Source organism: Enterobacter asburiae (assembly GCA_011754535.1).
GTDB classification, from domain to species: Bacteria; Pseudomonadota; Gammaproteobacteria; order Enterobacterales; family Enterobacteriaceae; genus Enterobacter; species Enterobacter cloacae_N.
This window is the reverse complement of sequence record JAAQVN010000001.1, coordinates 2,479,154-2,505,652: the sequence shown is the minus strand read 5'-3', so window position 1 is coordinate 2,505,652 and position 26,499 is coordinate 2,479,154. Positions and strand designations below refer to the sequence as shown.

General features: G+C 58.6%; 24 protein-coding genes. 9 read left to right on the top strand and 15 right to left on the bottom strand.

All coding sequences use genetic code 11. From position 1 onward, the window contains the following. Positions 1-38: 38 nt before the first annotated feature. The 6 genes from adhP to HBM95_11805 all read right to left on the bottom strand — a co-directional run bounded on the left by adhP (position 39) and on the right by HBM95_11805 (position 6,792). Complete coding sequence (gene adhP / locus HBM95_11830) at positions 39-1,049, bottom strand: alcohol dehydrogenase AdhP (GenBank protein NIH43620.1); 1,011 nt, start codon at positions 1,047-1,049, stop codon at positions 39-41. Positions 1,050-1,246: 197 nt separating this feature from the next. After that, the gene (locus HBM95_11825; protein ID NIH43619.1) at positions 1,247-2,962 is read right to left on the bottom strand and encodes an ABC-F family ATP-binding cassette domain-containing protein; all 1,716 of its coding nucleotides are present in this window, start codon (positions 2,960-2,962) and stop codon (positions 1,247-1,249) included. Positions 2,963-3,386: 424 nt separating this feature from the next. Then, positions 3,387-5,084, bottom strand: coding sequence for an NAD-dependent malic enzyme (locus tag HBM95_11820; protein NIH43618.1), 1,698 nt, complete (start codon positions 5,082-5,084; stop codon positions 3,387-3,389). 176 nt (positions 5,085-5,260) lie between these two features. Next, complete coding sequence (gene sra / locus HBM95_11815; GenBank protein NIH43617.1) at positions 5,261-5,398, bottom strand: stationary-phase-induced ribosome-associated protein; 138 nt, start codon at positions 5,396-5,398, stop codon at positions 5,261-5,263. A 95-nt stretch (positions 5,399-5,493) separates the two neighbouring features. Further along, entirely contained in the window at positions 5,494-5,709 is a 216-nt protein-coding gene (gene bdm / locus HBM95_11810; GenBank protein NIH43616.1) for a biofilm-dependent modulation protein, read from the bottom strand. 231 nt (positions 5,710-5,940) lie between these two features. Then, positions 5,941-6,792, bottom strand: a complete 852-nt coding sequence (locus HBM95_11805) for an MBL fold metallo-hydrolase (protein NIH43615.1) — start codon at positions 6,790-6,792, stop codon at positions 5,941-5,943. A 110-nt stretch (positions 6,793-6,902) separates the two neighbouring features. Here HBM95_11805 and HBM95_11800 point away from each other — a divergent pair, with 110 nt between their 5' ends. Beyond that, complete coding sequence (locus tag HBM95_11800; protein NIH43614.1) at positions 6,903-7,778, top strand: LysR family transcriptional regulator; 876 nt, start codon at positions 6,903-6,905, stop codon at positions 7,776-7,778. Positions 7,779-7,785: 7 nt separating this feature from the next. Here HBM95_11800 and HBM95_11795 read toward each other — a convergent pair whose 3' ends face one another. Continuing rightward, positions 7,786-8,745: a hypothetical protein gene (locus HBM95_11795; protein NIH43613.1), complete on the bottom strand. Its 960-nt coding sequence runs from the start codon at positions 8,743-8,745 to the stop codon at positions 7,786-7,788. 115 nt (positions 8,746-8,860) lie between these two features. On the opposite strand from HBM95_11795, the gene HBM95_11790 reads away from it, so the two are divergent. Then, positions 8,861-9,289 carry an OsmC family protein gene (locus HBM95_11790; protein NIH43612.1) on the top strand — a complete coding sequence of 143 codons (429 nt, stop codon included), beginning with the start codon at positions 8,861-8,863 and terminating at the stop codon, positions 9,287-9,289. Between the two features lie 23 nt (positions 9,290-9,312). On the opposite strand, the gene HBM95_11785 is transcribed toward HBM95_11790, so the two are convergent. Next, complete coding sequence (locus HBM95_11785) at positions 9,313-10,218, bottom strand: LysR family transcriptional regulator (GenBank protein ID NIH43611.1); 906 nt, start codon at positions 10,216-10,218, stop codon at positions 9,313-9,315. Positions 10,219-10,332: 114 nt separating this feature from the next. On the opposite strand from HBM95_11785, the gene HBM95_11780 reads away from it, so the two are divergent. Further along, the gene (locus HBM95_11780) at positions 10,333-11,082 is read left to right on the top strand and encodes an SDR family oxidoreductase (protein ID NIH43610.1); all 750 of its coding nucleotides are present in this window, start codon (positions 10,333-10,335) and stop codon (positions 11,080-11,082) included. Here the strand turns inward: HBM95_11780 and HBM95_11775 are convergent. From HBM95_11775 to HBM95_11745, 7 genes are read right to left on the bottom strand one after another with little or no spacing between them, the layout of a single operon-like run. Beyond that, complete coding sequence (locus HBM95_11775) at positions 11,079-12,008, bottom strand: ATP-binding cassette domain-containing protein (protein ID NIH43609.1); 930 nt, start codon at positions 12,006-12,008, stop codon at positions 11,079-11,081. The genes HBM95_11780 and HBM95_11775 overlap by 4 nt on opposite strands. Then, positions 12,001-12,987, bottom strand: a complete 987-nt coding sequence (locus tag HBM95_11770; GenBank protein ID NIH43608.1) for an ABC transporter ATP-binding protein — start codon at positions 12,985-12,987, stop codon at positions 12,001-12,003. The genes HBM95_11775 and HBM95_11770 overlap by 8 nt, the downstream gene beginning before the upstream one ends. Then, the gene (locus tag HBM95_11765) at positions 12,987-13,880 is read right to left on the bottom strand and encodes a D,D-dipeptide ABC transporter permease (protein ID NIH43607.1); all 894 of its coding nucleotides are present in this window, start codon (positions 13,878-13,880) and stop codon (positions 12,987-12,989) included. Before HBM95_11765 ends, HBM95_11770 begins: the two co-directional genes overlap by 1 nt. Next, positions 13,877-14,899 (bottom strand): ABC transporter permease, encoded by a 1,023-nt coding sequence (locus HBM95_11760; GenBank protein NIH43606.1) that lies wholly within the window; start codon positions 14,897-14,899, stop codon positions 13,877-13,879. Before HBM95_11760 ends, HBM95_11765 begins: the two co-directional genes overlap by 4 nt. Before the next feature lie 23 nt (positions 14,900-14,922). Further along, a complete protein-coding gene (locus HBM95_11755) occupies positions 14,923-16,455 on the bottom strand; it encodes an ABC transporter substrate-binding protein (protein ID NIH43605.1) in 1,533 nt (510 codons plus the stop codon). A 14-nt stretch (positions 16,456-16,469) separates the two neighbouring features. After that, positions 16,470-17,045, bottom strand: a complete 576-nt coding sequence (ddpX, locus tag HBM95_11750) for a D-alanyl-D-alanine dipeptidase (GenBank protein ID NIH43604.1) — start codon at positions 17,043-17,045, stop codon at positions 16,470-16,472. 12 nt (positions 17,046-17,057) lie between these two features. Next, positions 17,058-17,912 carry a MurR/RpiR family transcriptional regulator gene (locus HBM95_11745; GenBank protein ID NIH43603.1) on the bottom strand — a complete coding sequence of 285 codons (855 nt, stop codon included), beginning with the start codon at positions 17,910-17,912 and terminating at the stop codon, positions 17,058-17,060. Between the two features lie 266 nt (positions 17,913-18,178). Here HBM95_11745 and HBM95_11740 point away from each other — a divergent pair, with 266 nt between their 5' ends. The 6 genes from HBM95_11740 to HBM95_11715 all read left to right on the top strand — a co-directional run bounded on the left by HBM95_11740 (position 18,179) and on the right by HBM95_11715 (position 26,478). Beyond that, positions 18,179-19,660 carry an alpha/beta hydrolase gene (locus HBM95_11740; protein NIH43602.1) on the top strand — a complete coding sequence of 494 codons (1,482 nt, stop codon included), beginning with the start codon at positions 18,179-18,181 and terminating at the stop codon, positions 19,658-19,660. Positions 19,661-19,754: 94 nt separating this feature from the next. Continuing rightward, a complete protein-coding gene (locus HBM95_11735) occupies positions 19,755-20,966 on the top strand; it encodes a diguanylate phosphodiesterase (GenBank protein ID NIH43601.1) in 1,212 nt (403 codons plus the stop codon). An 88-nt stretch (positions 20,967-21,054) separates the two neighbouring features. Further along, positions 21,055-21,945: an aminoimidazole riboside kinase gene (locus HBM95_11730; protein ID NIH43600.1), complete on the top strand. Its 891-nt coding sequence runs from the start codon at positions 21,055-21,057 to the stop codon at positions 21,943-21,945. A gap of 172 nt (positions 21,946-22,117) precedes the next feature. Then, a complete protein-coding gene (locus tag HBM95_11725) occupies positions 22,118-23,635 on the top strand; it encodes a carbohydrate porin (protein ID NIH43599.1) in 1,518 nt (505 codons plus the stop codon). A gap of 66 nt (positions 23,636-23,701) precedes the next feature. Further along, positions 23,702-25,072, top strand: coding sequence for a PTS sucrose transporter subunit IIBC (locus HBM95_11720; GenBank protein NIH43598.1), 1,371 nt, complete (start codon positions 23,702-23,704; stop codon positions 25,070-25,072). Continuing rightward, positions 25,072-26,478: a sucrose-6-phosphate hydrolase gene (locus HBM95_11715; protein ID NIH43597.1), complete on the top strand. Its 1,407-nt coding sequence runs from the start codon at positions 25,072-25,074 to the stop codon at positions 26,476-26,478. The genes HBM95_11720 and HBM95_11715 overlap by 1 nt, the downstream gene beginning before the upstream one ends. Positions 26,479-26,499 lie beyond the last annotated feature (21 nt).

The window sequence follows — 26,499 nt, the reverse complement described above, 5'->3', positions numbered from 1 at the left end:
AACCGCCCCGGTAAGGAGCGGTGATGTACGGTGGGGGATTACGAACGCAGGTCAATCACCATACGGCCACGGATCTGGCCTTGTTCCATCTCTTTAAAGATGGCGTTGATGTCTTCGATCGGACGCATCGTCACTTTCGGCACCACTTTGCCCTCGGCCGCAAACTGGAAGGCTTCCTGCAGATCCTGACGGGTACCGACCAGCGAACCCACCACCTGAATGCCGTCCAGCACCAGACGCGGAATATCGAGGCTCATCGCTTCCGGCGGCAGGCCAACTGCCACCACGCGGCCACCGGCACGCACGGCATCAACGGCGGAGTTGAATGCCGCTTTGGCGACGGCGGTGACGACTGCGGCATGGGCACCGCCGGTTTTCTCCTGCACAATTTTCGCGGCATCTTCGCTGCGGGAGTTAATGGTTAAATCCGCACCCATGCTGGCCGCCAGCTTCAGCTGTTCGTCGTTAACGTCAAGGGCGATGACTTTGGCGTTAAAGACGTTTTTAGCGTACTGCAGCGCGAGGTTACCCAGCCCGCCGAGACCGTAAATGGCGATCCACTGGCCCGGTTTGATACCCGAGACCTTCACCGCTTTGTAGGTGGTAACGCCAGCGCAGGTGATACTGCTGGCTGCAGCGGATTCCAGACCGTCCGGCACTTTTACGGCGTAGTCAGCGGTGACGATGCACTCTTCCGCCATGCCGCCGTCAACGGAGTAACCGGCATTTTTAACATCGCGGCACAGGGTTTCGTTGCCGGTATTACAGTATTCGCAGTGGCCGCAGCCTTCAAAGAACCAGGCCACGCTTGCGCGGTCGCCGACTTTCAGCGACTTCACGCCAGGGCCGACTTCTTTCACGATACCAATCCCTTCATGGCCCAGGATCACCCCGGTTTTATCGCCGAAATCACCGTTCTTCACGTGAAGGTCGGTATGGCATACGCCACAGCACTCCATCTTCAGCAGGGCTTCCCCGTGCTTTAGCGGGCGTAAGGTTTTTTCGGTGACGTTGACCTGATGATCCTGAGTAACAACAGCAGCCTTCATGTGTATCTCCTTGTTCATGATAAGTATCTGCATAGCAGGGTAATACCTCTTAAGGATTAATACATTAGCCTGGTAATGCAAGGCTGCAGCAACATAATGTCATCATTTAAGCCGATTTCAGATTAAGAATACGGCGTTCCTCTAATAATTAAGGGGGAAAATACTGGCCCGACGAGAGAGACTCGCCGGGCGCAGATTTACAGCAGTGCTTCTATCTCCTCAATCTCTTTACGCCATTGCGCCTGCAGCTGCGGCTTTTGATGCTTCGGCTTACGCGCCAGATCGTCTTCCAGCAGCGTTTCAAGCGCGACCAGCCGTTCAAGCAGATCGTCGTACGGGGAGGAGGGTTGAACCTCACCAGCGGCGATGACGGGCGCGGTGGATGTCACCAGCCCCGCGCTTTCACGCAGGCGCTCAAACACCGCTTCTGCATCGTGCCACTCGCTCAGCTTTCCCTCTTCAATCAGCCAGAAGCGGTTGCAGCTTTGGCTGATTAACTGTCGGTCATGGCTGACCAGCAGCACGCCCCCTTCGAACTGTTGCAGCGTTTCCGCCAACGCCTCTTTGCCTTCCATGTCGAGATGGTTGGTGGGTTCATCCAGTATCAGCAGGCTATAGCGGGCAAGCGTCAGGCCGACAAACAGCAGGCGAGAGCGCTCGCCACCGCTGAGCGTACTGACTTTTTGCCCGTGACGCGCCCATGGGAATCCCGCGCTTATCAGTGCCATTTTGCGGTTCTGCTGATCCGGCGCGAAAGGCTCCAGCGCGTCGAGCAGCGTGGCGTCATCCGGCAACTGATTCAGCGTCTGGTCGTAATAGCCTGGCGACACGCGCGGATGGATTTTCAACCCGCTGTCTGCGGGCATATCGGCAAATTGTTGCCAGATAAGCCTCATCAGCGACGATTTACCGCAGCCGTTACGACCGACAATCGCCACGCGGTCGCCGCTTTTTAGCCGCGCAACGTCGATGTTAAACAGCGGCGGTAGCTCCGGAGCAGGCGGAACGTCGAGGTTTTCCATCTCCAGCAGACGGTCTGCCCGCAGCGCGTCACCGCGCAGGGTTAACGTCCACTGGCTGCCTGCCGTTACTTCCGTCTGGCTCTCCTTCAGCCGTTCGACCTGTTTTTCCATCTGTTTGGCTTTGCGGGCCAGGTCTTCATTGTCGTAAACCTTGCCCCAGGTCGCCAGACGCTTCGCGCTGGCGGCTACGCGGTCGATCTCCTTTTGCTCCGCCTTGTGGCGCTGCGCGTCGCTTTCATCTTTTGCTTCAAGCGCCCTGCGCGCGGCGGTGCAGGGAAGGGCGAAGTAGTGCAGCGTTTTATCGCGCAGGATCCAACTGCCGTTGGTGACGGCATCCAGCAGCTGTCTGTCGTGCGAGACCAGCACGAAGCTGCCTGACCAGTTCTGTAGGAAGTTTTCCAGCCAGAGCATGGTCGGCAGGTCCAGGTGGTTGCTGGGTTCATCGAGCAGGAGCAAATCCGGCTCGTGAATCAGCGCCCGCGCCAGCAGCAGGCGGGTGTGTTGCCCGCCGCTCAGCGTGGCGGATTGCAGCATCATATCCTGCGGCGTGAAGCCCATGCTCGCCAGCAGGGTTTCGGCTTTCCAGCGCAGGCTATCGCGCTCAGCTAAGGGCAGCTGTGCGAGTACCGCATCCAGCATGGTCAGCGGGAAAATGGCGTCCGGGAGATGTTGCTCCACGCGTGCCATCAGGCAGTGCCCGGCCAGCGCGACCATTCCGGCGGTAGGGGAATCTGTGCCGTCCAGCACCTTCAGCAGCGTACTTTTGCCGCAGCCGTTGTCGCCCAGCAGGCCAATGCGGTCGCCTTTTTTCAGCGTAAAGGAGAGAGAGTCGAAGAGCGTGCCAAACGCCGTATCAACGCGTAAAGATTGTGCAGTGAGTAAAGTGCTCATTGTTGCTTACCCAAGAGTTACAGGCATGTTTATGCCTCGTCAAACATCGCTGACGATAACTCAGTAAGCCCGAGAGAAGGGATTTCAGGGGTTGGTGTCTTCGCTCAAGCAGAAGTTATCGCAGCACGATACCGATAACGCTTGAGCTGGTGCGATCACCAAATGTATGTGAAACATTGAAAATTTCACGATACAGCATAAATGGCCTCCTTATATATTCAGTGAGTTAATGGATGAAAGGAGTGTAGCGGGGGAAAAGGGGTTTGGCTAGTGGGTATTCAATGGTGCGGTCTGATGCCCTCACCCTAACCCTCTCCCACAGGGAGAGGGAAAACACCCCACCCGTAGGCCCGGTAAGCGAAGCGCCACCGGGCGATTGGGCCGCACCGCGTCTCCCACATGGAGAGGAAACGGTCGGAGCGGATTAAATCGAGGTCCGGCGATAGCTGCGGTATTCAGGCATCCAGAAGTTATCGTCAATAGCCTGCTGCAGCGCGTCGGCAGAGGTTTTCACCGCCACGCCCTGCTGCTGCGCCATTTTACCTACCGCAAACGCGATAGCGCGCGACACCTTGTGAATGTCTTTCAGCTCCGGCAGCACCAGCCCTTCACCGTTGTTGACCAGCGGCGAGTAGCCCGCAAGGGTTTCGCTCGCCGACATCAGCATCTCATCGGTAATGCGGGACGCGCCGGAGGCGATCACGCCCAGACCAATGCCCGGGAAGATATAGGAGTTGTTGCACTGGGCAATCGGATAGGTTTTATCCTTCCACACCACCGGATCGAACGGGCTGCCGGTGGCGACCAGCGCGTTACCCTCAGTCCACGCGATGATGTCCTGCGGCGTCGCCTCCACGCGGGAGGTCGGGTTGGAGAGCGGCATCACGATAGGGCGCGCGCAGTGCTTGTGCATCTCGCGAATAATCTCTTCGGTGAAGAGACCGGTTTGCCCGGAAACACCAATCAGAATATCTGGCTTCACGTTGCGCACCACGTCCAGCAGGGATAGGACTTCGTTGTCGGTATCCCAGTTTTTTAGGTTCTCGCGCTTCTGCACCAGCTTGGTCTGGAACGGCAGCAGGTTCGGCATGCCGTCGGTCAGCAGGCCGAATCGGTCCACCATAAAGACGCGGGAGCGGGCCAGCTCTTCGCTTAAGCCTTCACGCTGCGTCTGGGCGATAATCTGCTCGGCGATACCGCAGCCCGCAGAGCCTGCGCCCAGGAAGACGATTTTCTGGTAGCTCAGCTGGCTGCCGGCCGCGCGGCTGGCGGCGATAAGCGTCCCCACGGTAACGGCTGCGGTGCCCTGAATGTCGTCGTTAAAGGAGCAGATCTCATCGCGGTAGCGGTTCAGCAGAGGCATCGCGTTTTTCTGCGCGAAGTCTTCAAACTGCAGCAGAACGTCCGGCCAGCGGTGCTTCACGGCCTGGATGAAGTCGTCGACAAACTGGTAGTATTCGTCGTCGGTAATGCGCGGATGGCGCCAGCCCATGTACAGCGGATCGTTAAGCAACTGCTGGTTGTTGGTGCCGACGTCCAGCACTACCGGCAGGGTATACGCCGGGCTGATGCCGCCGCAGGCGGTGTAGAGAGAGAGCTTACCGATTGGGATCCCCATCCCGCCAATGCCCTGGTCGCCGAGGCCGAGAATACGTTCCCCGTCGGTGACCACAATCACTTTAATATTGTGATTCGGCACGTTCTGCAGGATGTCGTCCATATTGTGACGGTTCTGATAAGAGATAAAGACGCCGCGTGAGCGACGGTAGATCTCAGAGAAGCGTTCACACGCCGCACCCACCGTTGGGGTGTAGATCACCGGCATCATCTCTTCGAGATGGTTTTGCACCAGGCGATAGAAGAGGGTTTCGTTGGTGTCCTGGATGTTGCGCAGGTAAATGTGTTTGTCGATCTCAGTTTTGAAGCCCTGATACTGGATCCACGCACGCTCTGCCTGTTCTTCAATGGTTTCAACCACTTCAGGCAAGAGTCCTAGCAGGTTAAAGCTGCTGCGCTCTTCCATGCTGAAGGCGCTACCTTTGTTGAGCAGGGGGAATTCGAGTAAAACCGGGCCGGCATAAGGGATATATAAGGAACGATGTTTTTTCAGTTTGTTGTCCATGTCACTCACTCTTTTTTTGAAGATCCGTCCCTGACACTGCTGTTTGTCATCTTTCTGGCCTGTGCTACGGGGTGCGGTCGGGCGGTATTATAAAGGAGCTAAATATTAATTACCGCAACACATAAACAAAAACACCATCGGTTTTGCCGATGGTGTTCTGGATCTCAGTCTGGAACTTACTTGCCCGCGTGGCGTTTTCTGCCGGTGGCGTGAGTGACCTGCGTTTCGTGGTCGCCTTCAATCACCACTTTACGCTGATTAGAAAGCTTGTAGTTCAGTCCAAGAATGTGGCGTGCCTGACGGTTCGATTTCATGTTAACTCCTCAATCCTGTTGATAGTTTTAAGGACCAGTTTGCTTTCGCAAACGAAATGTAACCCCTTAGGTTGCAGATCCAGCTTAGCAGGTTTTTACAAAGTTGCGTTTTGCCCGCTGACGACGTAGTTAATGGTCTGCTGGTAGATGTCACTGAGGATGTCATTATCCGTGGATTCCACCCATTTGGTCAGTTCCATCAAAATGTCATCTTCAGTCACAGCACCGTGCTCGGCGTGAAGACCCTGCGCAATCGCGTTAACGAGTTCAGGTTGTGCTGCTGCGGTATTAACCGGGTAATAAGTAAACATGCTGCCTCCGTGTCGTTGTCTGTTTAATGGTACGGCTCGCAAAAAATTTAATTCACAAACAGAATGGCAAATATTTTCCCGGTTGTGGCTCAGATTCATCTTAGAAATAAAAACGACATAAGTGTATGCTTTTATGCGCTTTTAAAATGTGGGGATATATTGATATGTAGCGGTGAAGATATTTTTGGGAGCTCCTGCCATCACGAAAATATAGCAGGAGCCGTTTTTAAGTTACCACTTCATTTCGCCAGTATTCACTTTGGCGCTTAATTCCAGAGAGCTCTCTTCAGCCAGGCCCGGATACTGTTTTTTCAGGGTACCGATGACGCCCGCTGAGTCTTTATGTGCCGATAACGCCTGTTCAAAATGCTGCAGATAGCCACGGGTAAAATCAATCGCCCCGGTTCCGGCTGGCGGAGTACCCAGATAGTGGCCCGGGATCACGCGTTCCGGTTTGTGCGCGGCCATATTGTCCAGGGTTTGCTGCCACTCCTGACGGCGAACCGGCGTCTGGGTGTCTGCCGTCCAGACGTGAATGCCCCAGGCTACCCCGGTGCCGCCGAGGATCGTTTTTGCCGACGGGATCCACACATAGGCCGCATAGCTGTCCGGCTGCTCGATATCGATCTTTTCACCGTCAATCATGAACGTGGTGGAGGCGAGCACCTGCGGCACCACCAGCTTAGTCGGCGCGCCGTCCTTCATCTGCGGACCCCAGAAGGCAAGCTTGGCGTCTTTGGTGGCCTTAATATGGTCAACCACCTGCTGCGTGGCCACCACTTTGGCATTCGGGAAGGCTTTCACCAGCGGCTGCAGGCCAAAGTAGAAATCCGGATCGCCGGAGGTGATCACAATCTTATTCAGGGTCTTACCGCTGCGGCGAATTTTCTCTACCAGCGCTTCGCCATCCTTCACGCTGAACTGCGCGTCAAACAGCACTGCCTCTTTCGGGCCGGACACCAGCGTGGAGGAGACCGCGAAAATGCCTTTTTCCTGCGGGTTATAGGTATCAATGGTCAACGGTGTGGCAAAAGCAGCCGGAGCGAAAAGGGTGGAAAGCAGGGCAATATGAGTGAGTTTCATGCTGTTGTCTCAGTTGTTCAGGAATATCGCTATTGTACGGATATTCTCATTTGCCAGAATTCCTGAAACAAGACATGCTTAGTTTCATAAATCGAGCAGATGGAGCTTTTATGGATCGCGTTATTGCCGCTCAGGTCTACAACCGGATATGCGAGCTGGGAAGTTTGAGCGCGGCGGCGCGTGCGCTGGGCATTTCCCGGCCGATGGTGAGCCGCTACCTGGAACAAATGGAGAAGTGGGCGGGTACGCGGCTGGTAAATCGCTCCACGCGCAAGCTAACGCTGACCGCGGCGGGGGAAAAGGTGCTGCAAAAAACGCGGACGCTTTCGCAGATCTCGCAGGAAATCGAAGGTCAGTCGGTAAAAGATTTGCCGTCCGGCACGCTGCGGGTGGCCTGCGCGCACTTTACCGCGATGCACCTGATTGCGCCCGTGCTGCCCGGGCTGCTCTCACGCTACCCGCAACTGCGCATCGAGCTGGACGTGAACAATCACCCGGTCAGCCTGGTGGGAGAGCGCATAGACGTCGCCGTGCGCATTACGGATAACCCCGAACCCGGCATAATTGCCCGCCGGCTGGGGGAGTGTCGCTCCGTACTCTGCGCCTCGCCGGCGTATCTGGCGCAGCACGGAACACCCGCCAGCCCCGAAGAATTAGCGCAGCACAACTGCCTGCACTACAGCTTTTTCGCCGGGCAGTCCTGGCACTTCCTGACGCCGGAAGGCGAAAGCCTGAGCGTGGCCGTCAGCGGCAACCTGAGCGCCAGCATCTCTTCGCTGCTGATGGACGCGGCGATCGAGCACTGCGGCATTGCTATGCTGCCGGAGCGCGAAGCGCGTGCCGCGCTGGAGAAGGGATTGCTGGTGCCGGTGCTGGAGGCGCTTAAGCCTAAACCGCTTGCCATCCATGGCATTTATCAGTCCCGGGAGTATCAGCCTGCCGCGCTGCGCGTGTTCCTCGACGAACTTTCGCGCTACCTGGCATAAGAGGGGATTACTTCGCCTTTAGCCAGGGAGACGACGTACTCCAGAAAATAATATCGGCCCCGAGATAGCTTTCGCCGAAGCGGACAAATTCCGCTTTGGTGAACGGTTTTCCGGTCTGAGGATTCTTATAGGTCAGGGTCGGTTCCTGAACCGCCATGGCGATGAGCGGCAGCGTCTGTTTATTTTTATGGAAGAAGGGATAGGCATTCTTCATGTGTGCCTTGCGGTTGGGAACAATGTCCGGCCCGCCCAGGCCGATATTGTTGGCGCTGGCATACGCAAAAAGACGCCCCATGTAGTTGTGGTCATTGTCCCACTCGCACGGCCAGAAGTTCACGTATTGCACCACGTGTGATTTCTGAAAAGCCTTGCGCGCAAAGGCCAGATTTTCCATCTCCCCTGCGAAATAGCTGTCGCAGGTAAACCCCGCTGGCGGATTTTTTTCGTCGATATCAATGGCGGTTTCAGGCAGGTTTACGCCATACACCTCGCCGTCAAAGCGTTTTGCGAGCGCTGCCAGCAATGCCTGGTAGCGCTGGCGCACCGTGGGGTCCCACTGGCGCGCTACCCATCCCGCGCCGACAGGCTTGCCTTCTCCGGGGTTATCGAACTGGGGTGCAATCCCGCCGTTGTATTGCTTATCGTGCATCAGATAGTCCGGCACGTAGCGGGCGTCCGGCTCAAAAAAACGATCCTGGATCTGAATAAAGAGTTTTTTCCGGGCGGACTTAACGCGCGCCAGATCCTGCTCAATTCGCGTGAAGTCATAGCTGTCCTTCTCGGGTTCAAGCAGGCGCCAGTTGTACACGATCTGCACGCCGCCGATGTCGCTACGCGCAACAAGCGGGAGCGCCGCGTCGAGGTCGCCCGAGCTGGTATAGATAAAGTTCTCCGGCGTTTTGGCCAGTGAAGACAGTGAGAGAGCCAGCGTGGTTACCGCGACGGCCATCCTGATTTTTAGCGTCATATCGTTATCCTTGTTGTCGGTACAGCAGGTGAAAGTCCCGGAATCGTCTGTGTTCCTGGGCGTGTCAGATGCGTAGTCTATACTTAACCCTTTGTAAGCCAAAAGGAGAGCAAGAATGACTATTCATAAGCACGGTTCGGCACACTGGTCTGGCGACATTAAGCGCGGAAAAGGAACGGTTTCCACCGAGAGCGGCGTTCTCAATCAACAGCCTTATGGTTTCAATACCCGCTTTGAGGGTGAAAAGGGGACCAACCCGGAAGAGCTGATTGGCGCGGCACATGCGGCCTGTTTCTCAATGGCGCTGTCGCTGATGCTGGGTGAAGCGGGCTATACCGCTGATTCGATTGATACGACCGCGGACGTCTCTCTGGATAAAACCGACGGCGGCTTTGCCATCACTAAGGTTGCACTGCAAAGCAAGGTAACCGTTCCGGGCATTGCGCCACAGCAGTTTGATGGCATTATTCAGAAAGCCAAAGCGGGCTGTCCGGTGTCGCAGCTCCTGAAAGCCGAGATTACCCTGGACTATAAGCTTAACTAAGCCCCAGCCGGGTTCGCGCCCGGCTATCCCTTCAGCGCGGCGGGGAACACCTCAGCCAGCCAGGCGATAAATACCTTCAGCCTGTGCGTCAAATGCCGGTTCTGCGGGTAAACCACATGAAACGGATAGGCGGCAGGGCGCCAGTCGCCGAGAATCGCCGTCAGCGTTCCCGCCAGCAAATACGACTTTGCCGAATACTCAAAGGTCTGAACGATCCCCAGCCCCGCCGCGGCAGCAGCCAGATGGGCATTACTTTCATTGACGCCAAGATAGTGCGGAATATTGATTTCCAGCGCCTCGCCGTGTTGTCTGAAACGAAACGGAAATGCCCGCCCGGTGACGGGCGAAAGGTAGCTTATCAGCTTGTGCCCGTTGCACAGCTCCTGCGGATAGGCCGGGACGCCGTGATTTTTCAGGTAACCCGGCGTCGCGCAGGTGACCATTTCGGCGTTACCGAGATGACGGGCGATGAGGGTCGAGTCGTCCAGCGGCCCGCCGCGGATCACGCAGTCTACGTTACCGCTGATGAGATCGACCGGCCGGTCGGCTACGCCAAGGTCGATGCGGATATCCGGGTAGCGCCGCATGAATTCCGGAAGCAGGGGGATGAGCACGTCCCGGGCGGTGGAGCCGCCCACGTCAACCCGCAAATGCCCTTTTGGCGTCGCGCGGGAAACGCGAAACGAGGTGTCGATATCTTCGATATCTATCAGCACCCTGAGCGCTTTTTCATAGTATTCCATCCCTTCCGGCGTCGCCACCACCCGGCGAGTCGTCCGGTGCAGGAGGCGTATCTCCAGATGCGTCTCAAGCGATTTTACCAGCTTGCTCAGGGTGGCGATCGGCATATTCAGCGAGTCCGCCGCGCGGGTAAAACTGCCGGACTCCACGACCCGTGTAAAAGCGCGCATCGCCATGAGCTGGTCCATAATGACCTCTGATTATTTCTGTGGATGAATAGTCATTTTCATTTTTGCCTGTTTTTCACTAATGCCGCAAGGGCTAAAGTCTGTCCAACGCAAACCCAACAAAAGGTAAATGACATGAACACGACTCTCTCAGGAAAAATCGCACTGGTCACCGGCGGCAGCACCGGTATTGGTCTTGCCACGGCGCAGGAGCTGGCGGCTCAGGGCGCGAAGGTATACATCACCGGACGTCGGCAGGCCGAGCTGGACGCGGCGGTGGCTGAAATTGCTTCAACTGCGGTAGGCATCCGCGCGGATGTCTCAAAGCTTGCCGATCTGGATGAGGTCTATGCCCGGATAGCCAAAGATGAAGGGCGTCTTGATATCCTGTTCGCCAATGCCGGTGGCGGCGATATGCTGCCGCTGGGCGCGATCACCGAAGAGCAGTTTGACCGTATTTTCGGCACCAACGTTCGCGGGGTGCTGTTCACGGTGCAGAAGGCGCTGCCGCTGCTCTCCGCCGGATCGTCGATTATTCTGACCGGCTCGACGGTGTCCATTAAAGGGACGGCCAACTTCAGCGTCTACAGCGCCAGTAAGGCCGCCGTACGCAACTTTGCCCGCTCCTGGGCGCTTGATTTGCAGGGCCGCGGGATCCGCGTCAACGTGGTAAGCCCGGGACCGATCAAAACGCCGGGTCTCGGCGATCTGGTGCCGGAAGAGCACCGTCAGGGTCTGTACGACGCGCTGGCCGCGCAGGTACCGCTGGGGCGTTTAGGCGCGCCGGGTGAGGTGGGTAAAGCGGTGGCGTTTCTGGCCTCCGACGCTGCCAGCTTTATTAACGCCACCGAGCTGTTTGTGGACGGCGGGATGGCGCAAATTTAACCCAGATTACGCCAGCAGCGAACGTTACGGCCCTCGCGTGAGGGCTGTAACGGCTGGGGACGTTCACACCCCTGCGCTGCCATCGGGCAGCGGTCGCGGAAAAAACAGCCTTCGGGCAGATGACGGTTGCCGGGAAGCTCCGTTTTGCGTAATGCCAGCGTTTCATCCAGCGGTTCACCGGTGCGGGGAACCGAGTCGAGCAGCAGGCGAGTATAGGGATGGCGCGGCTCGCCAAGCACCTGCGCGGCGCTGCCCAGCTCAACAATCTGCCCAAGATACATCACCGCCACGCGGTCACTCATGTGTCTGACCACCGAGACGTTATGCGAGATCAACACGTAGGTCAGATTACGTTGCTGCTGCAGGGTCACCAGCAGGTTGAGGATTTGCGCCTGCACGGAGATATCCAGCGCGCTGGTGGGTTCATCAAGCACGATAATATCGGGGTCGGACGAGAGCGCCCGGGCGATGGCGATGCGCTGGCGCTGCCCGCCGGAGAAGGCGTGCGGAAGTCTGTCGAGATATTCCGGGCGAATGCCCACCTGCAGCGCCAGATCCTCCGCCAGCTGACGGCGCTCGCGCTCGCTGCTGCGTTTTTGCACCCACACCGGCTCGGTGATGATGCGCCAGACCGGCAACCTCGGGTCGAGCGAGGAGAGCGGATCCTGAAACACCATCTGCATGCCGCCCGCGTGGTGCGCCCGCAGGCACGCGCCGGTGCTGGGCTTCAGCATGCCCATCAGCAGCTGGGCCAGCGTGCTTTTCCCGCAGCCGGATTCCCCGACGATGCCGAGCGTTTCTCCCCGACGGATCTCAAGGTCCAGCCCGTTAAGCGCATGGACCTGTTCCGTCACGCGGCCCAGCCAGTTTTTACGTGCCGCAAAATTGACGTGCACGCTATCCAGTTCCAGCAGTACATCAGACATGGTGTTTCTCCCGTTGTGGATACCAGCAGGCAGCCTGTTGGCCTTCTGCGCCAGTGGGCACTAAGCGCGGGGTTTCGCTGCATTTCGCCCCGGCGGCAAAGCAGCGCTCGCGGAACGCGCAACCCTGCGGAAGCTGGCTGAGGTTGGGCACCGTGCCGGGGATGGCGGGAAGCGGGGCGCGCGGCTGGCCGTTTTCCGGCGCGCACCGCAGCAGCCCAATGGAATAAGGATGCACGGGGCGGTGGATCAGCGTTTGCGTGGCGCCGCTCTCGATCACGCTGCCGGCATACATCACGTACATTCTGTCGCAGAGCTGCGACACCACGGCCATATCATGGCTGATGAACAGCACCGAGGTGCCGCTGGCCCGCGCCTTATGCTTCAGCAACCGCAGCACCTGGAGCTGGACGGTAACGTCCAGCGCGGTGGTTGGCTCGTCGGCGATGATCAGCTCCGGCTCGCAGGAGAAGGCAAGGGCAATCATCACCCGCTGGCGCATGCCGCCGGAGAGTTCAAACGGATAACGATCCATGACCTGTTTCGCGTCCGGGATTTGCATCTCTTCCAGCAGGGCGATCGCCTTCTGCTGCGCCTCGCGCCGGGAAAGCGGCTGATGCTGGCGGATCACCTCCACCATCTGTTTGCCAATCCGCCGCGTCGGGTTGAGAGCGGTCATCGGCTCCTGAAAAATCATCGCCACTTTAGCGCCGCGCCACTGACGGAGCTGTTTCTCGGACGCCGTCAGGATGTTTTCACCGAGTAATCTCACCTGACCGTGATGAATACGGTAGCTGCCCTCCGGCAGCAGGCGCATGGCGAGCATGGCGGTAACGGATTTGCCCGACCCTGATTCGCCCACCACACCGACAATTTCGCCCCTGCCGATCTCCAGCGAGACGTGGTTCAGCGCATGAACCTCACCGCGAAAAATCGGGAAGCTCAGATGCAGGTCTTCAATATTGAGTACCGATTCGGTCATCACTGTTTTCCTCCCGATTTCGGGTCCAGCAGATCGCGGATGCCGTCGCCAAACAGGTTAAAGCCCACGGCAGTAATCAAAATCGCCGCACCGGGAAACGCGCAGTACCACCACTGGTCCAGGACGTAGTTACGGCCAACGGCCACCATCGCGCCCCATTCGGCAGTGGGCTGCTGCGCGCCCAGGCCAATAAACCCCAGCGTGGCGGCCATCAAAATGGCGCTGCCGATATCCAGCGAAGCCTGCACAATCAGCGGCGGCAGGGCGTTGCGCAGGATATGCCAGCGGATCAAATGCCAGCGGGAAGCGCCAAAGGTGCGTGCGGCCTGCACGTAGGTAAACTGGCGCACCACCAGGGTTTGCCCGCGCGCCAGGCGGACGTAAAACGGGATGCGGACAATCGCAATCGCCAGCATGGCGTTGAACAGGCTCGGACCGAGCGCAGCGGCCAGCGCCATGGTCAGTACCAGAGAGGGAATGGAGAGCATAATATCCATCACCCGCATGATGATGGCGTCGCCGCGCCCGCCCAGTACACCGGACAAACAGCCCAGCAGTGAGCCAATGCCGCCCGCAATCACCACGACCGCCAGCCCGGCGGTAATCGACTGCTGGCTTCCCGTCAGCACGCGGCTGAACAGATCGCGTCCTACCTCATCGGTACCAAACCAGTGCTGCGCAGACGGCGCCTGCAGGCGGGCGGTCAGATCCAGCGCGTTCGGGTCATGCGGCACAATCCACGGTGAGGTCACCATCAGAAAGAGCATCGCAATCATAATGACGCCGCCAACGATCGTGAGCGGGCTTTGGCGCAGCATCCAGAACAGCTTTGCCCAGTTGATGCGTTGTCTGGCGGTTTTAACCGGGACGGGTGTTTCCTGCGTTAACATCATTCGGCACCTCCGCGCCCGATTCGCGGGTCAATCCACAGGTAAAGCAGATCGACCACCAGATTAACCAGCACGTAGGCCAGCGAAACGACGACGGCAAAGCCCATTACGGCAGGGAAATCGAGCGCCTGAATGGACGTCACCACCCAGGCGCCCATGCCAGGCCAGGCAAAGACGGTTTCGGTCAGCACGGCGCCGTAAAGCAGATCGCCCAGCGCCAGCCCGAGCACGGTAATGGACGGGATCATCGCATTGGGCAGGGCGTAGCGCAGGACGATGTACCAGCCGGGCAGGCCGCTGGCGCGCGCGGTGCGGATGTAGTCCTCGCTGAGCTGCTCCAGCATCGCCGAGCGCACCTGGCGCGCCACGATGCCCAGGTGAACAAACGCCAGCGTCAGCGAGGGTAAAATCAGGTGCTGAAGCGCGTTGAAGAACACTTCACCGTTGCCCTCCAGCAGGGCGTCCAGCAGATAAAACCCGGTGACGTGCGTCGGCGGGTCAAGCCAGTCGTCCAGCCTGCCGCCGCCGGGCAGAAGCTGCAGGTGCCCGTAGAACAGGACAATGACGCCCAGCCCAAGCCAGAAGGCCGGGGTGGAGATCCCGGTCATCGCCATTAAACGCACCAGGTGATCCAGCCAGCGGTTGCGGTAGACCGCCGACAAAATCCCCAGCGGCACGCCGATCACCAGCGCCAGCAGCAGAGAACAAAAGGCCAGCTCCAGCGTGGCGGGGAAAAAGGCCTTCAGGTCTTCCGCAACCGGGCGTCCGGTACGGATGGATGTGCCTAAATCACCGTGGGCCAGTGCGTCCACGTAGCGGCCAAACTGAACGTACAGCGGCCGATCCAGCCCTAACTGCTGGCGGATGTTCTGCACGATTTCGTCGCTGGCGCGATCGCCTGCCAGCAGACGGGCCGGATCGCCGGGGATCAGGTGTGAAATAATAAAGGTAATGATACAGACACCGGCCACCACCAGGAGTAACCCCCAGCAGCGCTGGCGCACTATGCTCCAGAACGTCATACGCTTTCCCCCGGCGAGAACCGTTATTTACTCATGGTGGCGATGTTGAATACCTGCTCCAGCATCGGATTAAAGGTGAAGCCCTTGACCTCTTTGTTCATCGCCAGCTGGTAGTTCTTCTGGAACAGATAAACGTAGGCCGCCTCGTCGATGACCACCTTTTGCGCCTGCTGGTAATCTTTGGTGCGTTCCGCCTGGTCAGTCGTTTTCAGCGCGGCCTGCAGCAGGGAATCGACCTCTTTGTTCTCATAGAACGAACGGTTGCCCGGCAGCCCTTTTTTGTCCGATTCGAACCAGTAGTTCATGAACATGTACGGGTCGGCAAAGTCCGGGCTCCAGTTGCCAATGGCAATGTCGTAATCGCCTTTGCCGACGCGGTCGCGCATGGTGGCATTGGCCAGTTTTTCCAGCTTGACGTTAATGCCGATCTTGCCAAGGCTGGCCTGAGTGGAGAGGGCGATTGGCTCCCAGTTCGGATCGTTGTCCGAGTAGAGGAAGGTCAGGCTGGCGGGTTTGTCTTTGACCTTCTCCAGCGCCGCTTTGGCTTTGGCCTCGTCGAAGCTGTACTGCATTGCCGCGGCGTCAAAGCCCCACATACCTTCCGGGATCGGGCCACGCATCTGCTTGCCGTTGCCGCTCAGAATGCCTTTTACCATCCCCTGGTAATCCGTCGCCCAGGAGATAGCCCGGCGTAAATCCACCTGATTGAGCGGCGCTTTGCTGTTGTTGAGGTAGAGATAGGTCACGCGCAGGGACGGGTATTCGGCGACGGCGACTTTGCCTTCCTGCTTCAGGGCCGCGAGCTGATCGACCGGCAGGGAGTCGGCAATGTCCAGATCGCCGCGGGAAAGCTGCAGTCGGCGCGAGGCGCTCTCGCCGATAATTTTCACCGAGACGCGCTTAAAGTGCGGCTTGTCGCCCGGCCAGTGGGGGTTAGGCACCAGGATCAGCTGCTGGCCTTTCTGCCAGCTTTTGAGCATAAACGGCCCGGAGCCGGCGGTGTTTTGCGCCAGAAAACCGCGCGCATCGTCAGCGGCATTCGCCTTCAGCACCGCCGGGTTAATGATAGACGCCCCGTCGTTTGCGAGCGTGTAGAGGAAAGGCGCGAACGGCTGGCTGAGGGTGAATTTCACCGTGTGGTCATCCACGGCATCAATTTTTAGATCTTTCGGGAAGGCTTCAGACGGCCCCTGGCCGAGCTTCAGCAGGCGCTCAAAGGAGAGCTTGACCGCCTCGGCGGTGACCGGCGTACCGTCGGAGAATTTGGCGTTATCCGCCAGGGTAAAGGTCCACTCTTTCTGGTCGTCGGATGCCTTCCAGCCCGTCGACAGATCGCCCTCCACCTCGGTAGAGCCGGGCTTGTACTTGACCAGACGCTGGTAGGACGGATAGGTGACGGTCCAGTCGTTGTTATCAATGGTGATGGCAGGGTCGAGCGTTTGCGGATCGGCGGCTTTACCGATCGCCAGCATGTCTTTCGGAACGGCAGCCAGCGCCAGCGGGGGGCTTAAAACCAGCGTGGCGGCAATCAGGGTTGTGAGAAGCGTTGTTTTCATGGCAGTGCTCCAGGTTAAAGAGTGGTGTGCGTCAGGGGAAAACAGGCAAAACGGTCTTCCAGCAGCGGGTAGCTGGCGGCGTTCGGCAGTTCGAAGTGCCACCATTCGCTGCTAATCCCCACAAAACCGCCGCCGAACATGATGGCGTTCAGCAGCAGACGGTTGCGCTGGGCGTGCGGGGGTACGGAAGGGTGATAGGGATGCGATCGGTCATGCATTTCGTCAAAGCCGGCGCCCATATCCAGCACGCTGTTATGTTCGTCCATCAGGGTGACGTCGATGGCCGTCCCGCGGCTGTGATTAGAGCCAATCGCCACGTCGACCACGTATTCCGGGTTCGGGCAGGCGTCCCACAGCTGGGCCTGCGCCTGCTGCGGGCGATAGGCGTCGTAGACCACCAGCTTCAGCCCGGCCAGCGCGGCAATGCTGATGGCTTTTGCCAGCGCGGTGGCCGCGTCGGTATGCAGCAGGCACAGCGCCTCCTGGTAGATCGGGCGGCCGGTAATGTTGTCGGCGGTGGCGTACTTCAGATCGATATGCAGCGTGGGAAACGTCTTCGCCACATCAATCAGTTCACTCTCTTCGGGCATAGCTCCGCTCCTTTAACGTTCGAATTGACCAAACTCTTGTTGTAATTGTCGGTTTACCGCCAGGCGCGCCGGGAGTGCATCACCCAGCGCTTCCACCACGCCCGACAGCAGCAGGTTGAACAGACAGCTCACGGGGGCAAGTGAATCCCAGAAATGACCGGTATCGGTTTTCACCTGCAGTAAATCCATCGGGTAATCCCGTGCCCACGGGCACCAGATGTCGGTGATCAAGGCCAGCGGAATGCCTTTCTCGCTGGCGACGCGGCAGTACTGGCGGGCCGTCGCCGAGTAGGTGCGCGTGTCGGTCAGCACAACATAAGGGTGCGAAAAACCCGAGTTCAGGGATTCCACCCAGCTGCCGGAAGCCCCCTCTGAATAGCTCACGCGCGGGCGGAGATATTCGAGGTGGCTGAAGAAGGCGTTGGCAATCCCGCGCGTGGACTGGATCCCCAGCACAAACACCGCGTCGGCGTGGGCGAGGTTGTGCACCACCTGCCGGAAGGCGTCCGTTTGCGCCAACTGATACACCTGCGTGATGGCGTCCACCTCCAGCGCCAGGGCGTGCTGAAGGCGGTTGGGCAAGGGGGGCTGCTGCTGCCAGGAGTCCAGCCGCTCGTTCATGCCCCAGGGCTGATACGGATCGCGCAGGCTTTTTTTGGCATCTTCCAGGTTGCGATACCCCAGCTTGCGCAGGAAGCGTCCGACGGTAATTCCGCTGGTCCCGCTCGCCTGGCCGACGCTCTCCGCCGTTTCAAACGGGATTTGCGCGGCGTGCGCCAGCAGCCAGCTTCCGACCCGCTTTTCGCTGGGCGTGAGCTGGCTGAACGTCGCTTCGATACGGCTCAACATCTCGGGTTTCGTCGTCATACCGCCTCGCTGTTAACTGGCTGTCAAAAGCTGGATGAGTGTTATCTGGTTAACAATGCACGACGCGTGCCATGTTCACAGAGCGGGCAAAGCCCGCTGTGCTGTAAACTTCATGCAATATTTGGTTAACCGATGATCAACATTTGTGCAGAGTAGTTCACTTTTGGTGCAGTAGCTGACGCGGCAGGTATGAATTTGGTGAATACGTCAGCCCGTTCACATTTTTGATAAGATAGAAGCATTGTGAACATAAAAAGGATCCCGGCATGGCGAATTTGCCCTGGCGAATCAGCATGCGCCTGGTGGCGCTTGCAAAGAAAACAGGGATGGTCGTGGGGATCGTCCTTGTCGTCCTGCTGGCGGTGCGGGTTTATCTCTCGCAGCAGGGGCCGGAACTGCACCTCTGGCACACCTGGCGGGCAGATGAGATGTCCGTACGTGAAATGGATAACGCCGACTTTGCCGGTTATGTCGCCCGGGAAAACGCCATTTTCGCCGATCTCGATAACGCCGTGACGGCGAAAACGGGGCGCGAGGAACAAACGCCGCTAAACCGTTATTATCGCCAGAGCCTGGTATGGCCGGGGCAGTTTACGCCCGATGCCAACCGCTCCTTTGTGCTGATACCTGCCGGGAAGCCGCGCGGCGCGGTGGTGTTGCTGCACGGGCTGACGGATTCGCCTTACAGCGTCAGGCACCTCGCCGAGAACTATCAGCAGCGCGGCTTTGTGGCCGTGGCTCCGCGCCTGCCCGGACACGGCACCGCGCCCGGTGCGCTGACGGACGTTGACTGGGAGATGTGGCTGGCGGCGACGCGCCTTGGGGTGCGGGAAGCCACGCGCCTGGCAGGGGAGAACGTGCCTCTGCATCTGGTGGGCTATTCCAACGGCGGGGCGCTGGCGATGAAATATGCCCTCGATGCGCTGGAATCGCCGGCGCTTCGTCGGCCGCAGCAGGTGGTACTGCTTTCACCAATGATCGGCGTGACGGCCTTTGCGCGCTTTGCCGGTTTCGCCGGGCTACCGGCGCTGCTGCCAGCGTTTGCCAAAGCGGCGTGGCTGAATATCTCCCCGGAATATAACCCGTATAAATACAACTCGTTCCCGGTGAACGCCGCCCGCCAGTCCTGGCTTCTGACGAAGGCACTGCAGGAGCAGACAGGACGCGAGGCGCGGGAAAACAGGCTGGCGAATTTGCCGCCGGTGCTGGCGTTCCAGTCGGTCATGGATTCCACGGTCAGCACCCGCGCGGTGGTGACCGGCCTGTTTGACCAGCTTCCGGCAAACGGCAGCGAACTGGTGGTGTTTGATATCAACCAGGCGGCCAGCTTCCGTCCGCTGTTCAAGCCGTCGTCGTGGACGGCAACCTCGGCGCTTCTGCCGGTTGCGCAGAGACGTTACAGTGTCACGATTATCACCAATGCCAGCGAGCACAGTTTCTCGACGGTGGCGAAAACCACCCCGGCAGGCAGCATGCGGGAGACGGTTGTGCCGCTTGCGCAGGCCTGGCCGCAGGATGTCTATTCCCTGTCGCACGTTGCGGTGCCGTTCCCACCGGATGACAATCTCTATGGTCGCGAACCTGGGGTGAAAAACCGCTATGGCATCAGCCTGGGGACGATTGCGCTGTGGGGAGAAACGTCCGTGCTGAGCGTCGGAAAAGAGGCGCTGATGCGGGTCACCTCAAACCCGTTTTATGGCTATATGCAGGAGAGGATTAACAGCCGGATTGGCGACGAGAAAAAATAGCGTTATATACGTGGTGTGAATGTGTTAGGTCACATTGTTAAAGTATGTTAAACAGTAGCTTTAAGGCACCTTTCATTCATCGGAACACCTTTTTGTGCTGACCACGCTGATTTACCGAAGCCAGTTAAAATTATCCTGTCAGTCCTCCGTGCTGAGGGAGCTGGTGGAGCACGCCCGGATCCGCAATGCCAATCTGAATATCACCGGGGTTTTGCTCGCAAAGGGCAGTGACGTGCTGCAAATACTCGAAGGTTCTGAGGAGAGCGTGGTTAAGCTGTTCCATAAAATCCGCGATGACAAGCGGCACAGTGGGGTGGTTGAACTGATGCGGGATTATGGCCCGCGCAGGCGTTTTGAAAATGTCGGTATGCTGCTGTTCGATCTGCAGACGCAGTCACCGAAAGAGGTGCTGCAGTCGGTTCTGAATTACAGCAGGCTGGACAGCTATCTGACATCCGATGACCGGGTGTTCAAATTTATTCAGACCTTTATTATGGGCAAACGTCCGGCCCCGTCGGGGGGACGCTACGATCCGGCAAAGTGGACGCTCTCAACGGAAACCTTGCCTCTGGGTGAGAGCCTGGGTCTGATTGCCAGCCAGCATTGCCAGTTTGCGCTTCAGCCCATTGTTGAGCCCTCGGAAGGCAAGATCAGCTCCTTTGAAGCCCTTATCCGCGGCAATGACGGCGGCAGCCCGGAGCATTTCTTCAGCTCTCTGGACCCGGCCAAAGTTTATGAAGTCGATCTACAGACGAAAGCGTATGCCTTCGCGCTGGCCGAAAAGCTGGGGATTGGCAGCCATAAGATTGCGGTCAATCTGCTGCCGATGTCGCTGGTGAATGTTCCTGGCGCAGTGGCGTTTCTGGTTGATCAGATTAAACAGCATGGGCTTCAGCCGGAGCAGGTGGTTATTGAAATCACAGAAAACGAGATGATCTCCGGACTTAACCAGTTCAACAGCGCCATTAAGCAGCTTCGCGGCGAGGGCGTTGGGCTGGCAATTGATGATTTTGGTTCCGGCTATGCCGGTCTTTCGCTGCTGACCCGGTTCCAGCCGGATAAAATTAAGATTGACCGGGAGATAGTTAGCGATATCCACCTCAGCGGCCCGAAGCAGGCGATTGTGCGCTCCATCATCAGCTGCTGCTCCGATCTTGAAATTACCCTGGTGGCCGAAGGGATCGAGAAGTTAGAGGAGTGGTGCTGGCTCGAATCTGCCGGGATCCGCCGCTTCCAGGGCTTTCTTTTTGCTCGTCCGCAGCTTAACGGCGTCGGCGATATCCGCTGGCCGCATCTGAAACGTTAGGCAATTTTCCTCCCGCGTTATTTCCCCTTTGGCCTGCCTGTGCTTAAATAGCTAAAACGGTTTAACATAGTTTAGCTTCGAGGGGCACATGGAAAAAATTTGGGTACTTGGCGATGCGGTAGTGGATTTATTGCCCGATGGTGAAGGGAAATTACTGCAGTGCCCCGGCGGCGCACCGGCAAACGTCGCGGTGGGCATTGCCCGTCTGGGCGGTCAGAGCGCGTTTATCGGCAGGGTTGGCGACGATCCTTTCGGGCGCTTTATGGCGAAAACTCTTGCTAAGGAGCGGGTCGACGTGAAGTACATGCGCCTTGACCCGACGCACCGCACCTCTACGGTAGTGGTCGATCTGGACGACCACGGCGAACGTTCGTTTACCTTCATGGTGCGCCCGAGCGCCGATCTGTTTCTTGAACCCGCTGACCTGCCGACGTTCAGCGCGGGCGAGTGGCTGCACGTCTGTTCCATCGCGTTAAGCGCAGAGCCGAGCCGTTCTGCGACCTTTCAGGCGATGGACGCCATCCGGAAAGCGGGCGGTTATGTAAGCTTTGACCCCAATATTCGCCCTGATCTCTGGCCGGATGAAAACGCGCTGCGTCGCTGCCTGCAACAGGCCCTGCAGAGCGCCGACGTTGTGAAACTTTCCGTTGAGGAACTGACGTTTTTAACCGGCGATACGGATGTACAAGACGGTTTGAACGCGCTGATGCAGCGCTGTCCGGCGCGTCTGGTGCTGGTGACGCAGGGTAAAGAGGGCGTTATCGCCTGGCATCAAGGCGAGGTGAAACACTACCCGGCTAACCCCGTGCAATGCGTTGATACCACCGGCGCGGGCGATGCCTTCGTCGCCGGGCTGCTCTACGGGCTGGCCGCCGGTCAGGAGCTGGTCCCGGTAATCGCCTTAGCCCAGCGCTGCGGCGCGTTAGCCACTACGGCAAAGGGGGCGATGACCGCGTTGCCCTGGCAGCACGACCTGTAATCCTTCCTTCACGGGCCGCCGACCGGCGGCCTGAATTGTCGCCTCGATCACACTTACTAAAACGGTTTAGCAAAAAAGATTGCCGATCCAAAATTCCGGGGTTTAGTATCAGCAACCTAAACCGGTTTAGCAATTTAGCACGTTCGATTAATACTTTTAGGGATGCGACAAAATGTATAAAAAACGCAGACTTGCCGTGATGATAGGCATGCTGGCCGGCAGTACCTCTGTTTTTGCTCAGACGGATATGACAAGTATCGAAGCGCGCCTTGCCGCAATGGAGCAGCGCCTGCAGGCTGCTGAAGCGCGTGCGCAGGTCGCTGAAAAACGGGCCACCGAAGCCGAACAAAAAACGCAGCAGCTGGTAGCCGCCCAGCAGCAGACGCAAACCACGGCCCAGGCGGTGGCGCAGCGCACCACCGCGCTGGAGAAAAAAGCGGACCAGAGCAGCGGGTTTGAGTTCCATGGCTACGCCCGTTCCGGCCTGCTGATGAACGATGCGGCCTCCAGCAGCAAAAGCGGTCCTTACCTGACCCCGGCCGGGGAAACCGGCGGTGCGGTAGGGCGTCTGGGTAACGAAGCCGACACCTACGTCGAGCTGAACCTGGAGCACAAGCAAACTCTGGATAACGGGGCGACCACGCGCTTCAAGGCGATGCTGGCCGACGGTCAGCGAACCTATAACGACTGGTCAGCCGATACCAGCGATCTCAACATTCGCCAGGCTTTTGCGGAGCTGGGCAACCTGCCTGATTTTACCGGCGCGCTGAAGGGCAGTACCTTCTGGGCGGGTAAACGCTTCGACCGCGACAACTTTGATATTCACTGGCTGGATTCCGACGTGGTGTTTCTGGCCGGTACCGGCGGCGGCGTCTACGACGTGAAGTGGAACGATTCACTGCGCAGCAACTTCTCGATCTACGGCCGCAACTTCGGCAGCGTGGAGCAGACAGACAACAACGTTCAGAACTACATCCTCAGCATGAACCACTTCGCCGGGCCTTTGCAGGTAATGGTGAGCGGCCTGCGGGCGAAGGATAACGACGACCGGAAAGACGCTAACGGCGATCTCATCAAAACCGACGCGGCAAATAACGGCGTTCATGCCCTGGTGGGGCTGCACAACGAGAGCTTCTACGGCCTGCGTGAAGGAAGTGCCAAAACGGCGCTGCTGTACGGCCACGGCCTGGGTGCGGAAGTAAAAAGCATCGGCTCCGACGGCGCGCTGCTGTCTGATGCTGATACCTGGCGCTTCGCAAGTTACGGTGTCACGCCAATCGGCGGTGGCTGGAGCGTTGCGCCTGCCGTGCTGGCGCAGAGCAGTAAAGATCGCTACGTCAAGGGCGACAGCTATGAGTGGGTGACGCTTAACACCCGCCTGATTAAAGAGGTAACCCAGAACTTCGCGCTGGCGTTTGAGGGAAGCTATCAGTACATGGACTTAAATCCGGAAGGCTATAAGGACCGCAACGCCGTCAACGGCAGTTTCTACAAGCTGACCTTTGCGCCAACGTTAAAAGCGAGCAAAATCGGCGATTTCTTCAGCCGTCCGGAGCTGCGCCTGTTTGCCACCTGGATGGACTGGAGCAGCAAGCTCGATAATTACGCCAGCGATGATGCCTTTGGCAGCAGCGGCTTCAACGCCGGCGGGGAATGGAACTTTGGGGTCCAGATGGAAACCTGGTTTTAACCCATCACGTTCCCGCCCGGCGGGGGCGTTTCGCACATCATAAAAAGAAGTCAGGCAGAGGTATCTATGGATGTTAATCAAATCGCCCGCGAGCTTATTCCGCTGCTCGGTGGTAAGGAAAATATCGCCAGCGCGGCGCACTGCGCTACGCGTCTTCGTCTGGTGCTGGTCGATGACGCGCTTGCCGATCAGCAGGCGATCGGTAAGGTCGACGGCGTAAAAGGCTGTTTTCGTAACGCCGGGCAGATGCAGGTGATTTTCGGCACGGGCGTGGTGAATAAAGTCTACGCCGCGTTTATTCAGGCGGCGGGGATTAGCGAGTCCAGCAAGTCTGAAGCGGCGGATATCGCGGCGCGCAAGCTGAACCCGTTCCAGCGCATTGCTCGTTTGCTTTCCAATATCTTCGTTCCGATCATTCCGGCGATTGTGGCGTCCGGCCTGCTGATGGGCCTGCTCGGCATGGTGAAAACCTACGGCTGGGTCAACGCGGATAATGCCCTCTACATCATGCTGGACATGTGCAGCTCGGCGGCGTTTATCATTCTGCCTATTCTGATCGGCTTTACCGCCGCGCGGGAGTTTGGCGGCAACCCGTATCTCGGAGCGACGCTGGGCGGCATTCTGACCCACCCGGCGCTGACCAACGCCTGGGGCGTGGCCTCCGGCTTCCACACTATGAACTTCTTCGGCCTTGAGATCGCGATGATTGGCTATCAGGGCACGGTATTCCCGGTCCTGCTGGCCGTCTGGTTTATGAGCATCGTCGAGAAAAACCTGCGCCGCGCGATTCCGGACGCGTTAGACCTGATCCTGACGCCGTTCCTCACCGTCGTTATCTCCGGCTTTATCGCCTTGCTGATTATCGGCCCGGCGGGGCGCGCGCTGGGCGACGGCATCTCCTTTATCCTGAGCACGCTGATCGCCCACGCAGGCTGGCTGGCCGGGCTGCTGTTCGGCGGGCTTTACTCGGTGATTGTGATCACCGGTATTCACCACAGCTTCCACGCGATTGAAGCCGGGCTGCTGGGTAACCCGTCGATTGGCGTTAACTTCCTGCTACCGATCTGGGCCATGGCGAACGTGGCCCAGGGCGGCGCCTGTCTGGCGGTGTGGTTCAAAACCAAAGATGTCAAAATCAAAGCCATTACCTTACCGTCGGCGTTCTCTGCCATGCTGGGCATCACCGAAGCGGCCATTTTTGGTATCAACCTGCGCTTCGTGAAGCCGTTTATCGCCGCGCTGATCGGCGGCGCGGCGGGCGGGGCCTGGGTGGTGTCAGTGCATGTCTACATGACCGCCGTCGGGTTGACCGCTATTCCGGGCATGGCTATCGTGCAGGCCAGCTCGCTCCTTAACTATATTATCGGCATGGTGATTGCCTTCGGCGTGGCGTTTACCGTCTCGCTGCTGCTGAAATATAAAACGGACTCTGAATAATGACGTTACCTTCCCGCTGGCCTGCGATCCTGCAGGCCGTTATGAAAGGTCAGCCCCGCGCGCAGGCGGATAGCCACTACCCGCAGTGGCACCCCGCGCCGGTGACGGGGCTGATGAACGACCCGAACGGGTTTATCTGGTTTGCTGGCCGTTACCATCTGTTCTATCAGTGGAACCCGCTGGACTGCGAGCATCGCTTTAAGTGCTGGGGACACTGGAGCTCTGCGGATCTGGTGCACTGGCGGCACGAGCCGCTGGCGCTGATGCCCGACGAAGCGTATGACCGCAACGGCTGCTACTCCGGTAGCGCCGTGGATAACCACGGCGTCCTCACGCTGTGCTACACCGGCAACGTTAAGTTTGATGATGGCAGCCGCACCGCCTGGCAGTGCCTGGCGGAGGAACAAGCGGACGGAACCTTTAAGAAGCTGGGGCCGGTGCTGGCGCTGCCGGAAGGCTACACCGGACACGTGCGCGACCCGAAGGTGTGGCAACACGACGGGGAGTGGTACATGGTGCTCGGCGCGCAGGATGTGCAAAAGCGCGGCAAAGTGCTGCTGTTTAAATCAGCCGATTTGCACGCCTGGGCGTCCTGCGGGGAGATCGCCGGTCACGGGGTCAACGGCCTGACGGACGCAGGGTACATGTGGGAGTGCCCGGACCTGTTCGCCCTCGACGGGACGCACGTGCTGATCTGCTGCCCGCAGGGGCTGGCGCGCGAGCCGCATCGCTATCTCAATACCTATCCGGCCACCTGGATTAGCGGGGCGTTTGACTATGCAAACGCCGCATTCGATCACGGCGAGCTGCACGAGCTGGACGCGGGCTTTGAGTTTTACGCCCCGCAAACCGCGCTGGCGGAGGACGGACGCCGCATTCTGATCGGCTGGATGGGCGTACCGGACGGGGAAGAGATGCTTCAGCCCACGCGGGCGCACGGCTGGATGCACCAGATGACCTGCCCGAGAGAATTGCGCTTTAGCGACGGCAGGCTCTGGCAGACCCCGGCGCGCGAGCTGGCGGCGCTGCGTGAAGATGAGCAGCGCTGGCAGGGGAGCGCCAGCGAGGCGCCGGAACTGGACGCGACGCGCCTGGAGTTTGAGCTGGGCGCATCGCAGGTGAATATCGATTTTGCCGGCGCGCTGCGCCTCACGGTCGATGAGCAGGGTTTACGCCTTGAACGCGCGAGCCTGAAAACCGGTGAAACATTGACCCGCTACTGGCAGGGGGTGGTTCGTCATTTACGCGTTCTGTGCGACTGCTCCAGCGTTGAAATTTTCATCAATCACGGTGAAGGGGTGATGAGCAGCCGCTATTTTCCTGACCATCCGGCCCGGGTACGATTCGAAGGTGCTTCCGACATCACATTACGCTACTGGTCGCTGCGCGCCTGCATGATAGAATGAGGGTTTTGGCAGCCGGATCTA